Origin of the sequence: Vibrio sp. 10N.222.46.A1, assembly GCF_041473595.1 — a bacterium.
GTDB classification, from domain to species: domain Bacteria; phylum Pseudomonadota; class Gammaproteobacteria; order Enterobacterales; family Vibrionaceae; genus Vibrio; species Vibrio tasmaniensis_A.
On sequence record NZ_JBFRSN010001039.1, the window covers coordinates 1 to 1,540 of the forward strand.

Annotated in this window: 2 protein-coding genes; both read left to right on the plus strand. The window is 46.7% G+C overall.

Annotated elements, in window-relative coordinates; translation table 11 throughout:
• Positions 1-1,060, plus strand: a 1,060-nt coding sequence (glpK, locus tag AB4496_RS23455) for a glycerol kinase GlpK (protein ID WP_372132164.1), incomplete at its 5' end; no start/stop codon positions are given.
• Between the two features lie 275 nt (positions 1,061-1,335).
• Positions 1,336-1,540: DeoR family transcriptional regulator (locus AB4496_RS23460; RefSeq protein WP_372132167.1), on the plus strand; the 205-nt coding region annotated here is incomplete at its 3' end.

Sequence of the window (1,540 nt, forward strand, 5' to 3'; positions counted from 1 at the left end):
AGACGCTGAAGCAGGCAAACTGTTGTTCGGTACGGTTGATACTTGGTTAGTTTGGAAAATGACTCAAGGACGTGTACACGTTACGGATTACACTAACGCGTCACGTACTATGTTGTTCAACATCAATGACCTATGTTGGGACCAGAAGCTACTTGATGAGATGGGTATTCCGTCAATCATGATGCCTGAAGTAAAACGCTCTTCTGAGGTTTACGGTCAAACGAACCTTGGTGGTAAAGGCGGTACTCGTATCCCAATCGCGGGTATTGCAGGTGACCAACAAGCTGCACTTTACGGTCAAATGTGTGTAGAAGCAGGCCAAGCTAAGAACACTTACGGCACAGGTTGTTTCCTTCTAATGAACACAGGCCAAGAGAAAGTAACATCAAAGAACGGCCTACTAACAACGCTAGCATGTGGTCCTAAAGGTGAGCCTGCATACGCACTTGAAGGTGCAGTATTCATGGGCGGCGCATCAATCCAATGGCTACGTGATGAAATGAAGCTACTGGCTGGTGCAGAAGACTCTGAGTACTTCGCAACCAAAGTAGACTCTTCAAACGGCGTTTACGTGGTTCCTGCATTTACTGGCCTAGGCGCACCCTACTGGGATGCTTATGCTCGCGGTACGATTGTTGGCCTAACTCGTGGTGTTAACTCTAACCACATCATCCGTGCAACGCTGGAAGGTATTGCTTACCAAACTCGTGACGTGCTAGATGCGATGCAAGCTGACTCAGGCATCAAGCTAGCGAAACTACGTGTTGATGGCGGTGCAGTAGCGAATAACTTCCTAATGCAGTTCCAATCAGACGTGCTGGATACTGAAGTTCACCGCCCTGAAGTAACGGAAGTAACCGCTCTGGGTGCCGCTTACCTTGCTGGCCTAGCGGTTGGTTTCTGGGACAGCATTGATGAGCTTCAAGACAAAGCCGTTCTTGACCGCACCTTCATGCCACACCACGACGAAGAGAAGCGTAACCGCCGTTACAAAGGTTGGAAGCGTGCTATCAAGTGTGCACAGGTTTGGTCTGAACTGCACGATGACGACGAAGAGTAATCTAAGCGTGAGTTAACAGAGGAGTACGAATAATCCCTTATTAATCGATTAGATTGTTCGAACCTCAGCAAACGAAACTAAAAAGAGCACTATTTTGTGCTCTTTTTTGCGTTTCAGGCTCAAATTCCATGTTTTGACCAGCGTTTTTGCGGTTTAGACATGATTCCTTACCATCATTACTTCTCTCTTTTCATCAATTCGAGCACAATAGCGTGAGTTTATATTTTCGATTTTGACGCGCTAGAGCCCTTTGCGCGCAGGGAGTGGTAAGTTAAGTGAAGCAGATACCAAGACACCAGCAGATTGTAGATCTGGTAAAAACACAAGGATATGTGAGTACCGAAGAGCTCGTTGAAAAGTTCGATGTCAGCCCACAAACCATCAGACGAGACCTCAATGAACTAGCCGATGGCAATAAAATTCGTCGCTATCACGGTGGTGCAACCATTCCTTTAAGCTCAGAAAACACCTCTTATAACA